The organism is Burkholderia sp. HAN2018, assembly GCF_024704855.1.
Taxonomy (GTDB): domain Bacteria; phylum Pseudomonadota; class Gammaproteobacteria; order Burkholderiales; family Burkholderiaceae; genus Burkholderia; species Burkholderia cepacia.
Genome location: NZ_QOBB01000532.1, coordinates 1 through 875 on the forward strand (window position 1 = coordinate 1; position 875 = coordinate 875).

Genomic DNA, 875 nt, shown 5'->3' on the forward strand with positions numbered 1-875 from the left:
GGCCCGGCGCGGCATGCAAAGGCGTCGATTTTACCTGCTGGCCGGCCGGATGGCCCGTGTGGCCCGCCACGCCGGCCATCCGGCCGATGTTCCGAGGTGCCGGCCGCTCGAACCGGCGCAAATATCAAACTCGTATTACGTCCCTGACGACCAATCCCGTTACCGTCCGATATCCCGTCCGCGTGCGGCTTCATAGAATCGATGTGCAGGCTAAAAATAGCCTGAACGTCCGATCAACGCCAAACCGGCCGTGCGCGCTTCGCGTCGCGCGGCCGATGAACCACCGGGAACCACGCATGAGGAAATTCAACGTTCGCATCGTCTTCGCGTACGACTGGCCGTTGACGCTGGCCGGCATCGAGCAGGTCGCAGGCAGCGCCTGCGCGATCGAGCTCGTCGCGGTATGCCGGAATGTGGCCGAGCTGGCCGTGTCGCTCGACGGCGTCGACTGCGATGTCGTGCTGGTCGCGAACGAGAATCCGCTGATCGTCGGGTCGATCCTCGCGATCGGCGGCGTGAGCGTCGTCAGCAAGTTCGACGAGGTCGGCCATATCGTCACGGCCATTCATTCGAGCTACAGCGGCGGGCACTACCTGTCGCCGCTCGTCAGGCGCGCGGTCGATGCGGCCGGCGAGCGCGGCGAGGCGCCCGTGAAGCTGTCGGCGCGCGAGATCGAGGTCATTCGCCTGTATCTGTCGGGGGTGCCGATCAAGACGATCGCGCAGCGTCTGAGCAAGGGCAAGCAGACGGTCAGTGCGCAGAAGATCAGCGCGATGAAGAAGCTCGGCGTGAACAACGACGTCGAGCTGGTCCGGCGGGCGGCGGGGCTGGGGCTCGGCACCGGTGCGGCCGCGCCGCGGCCCGGCGACGCGGCG

1 protein-coding gene is annotated in these 875 nt (G+C 66.9%); it reads left to right on the forward strand.

Going from position 1 to position 875, the window contains the following annotated elements; genetic code table 11:
* Positions 1-296: 296 nt before the first annotated feature.
* Positions 297-875, forward strand: a 579-nt coding sequence (locus DPV74_RS41590) for a response regulator transcription factor (RefSeq protein ID WP_162923352.1), incomplete at its 3' end; no start/stop codon positions are given.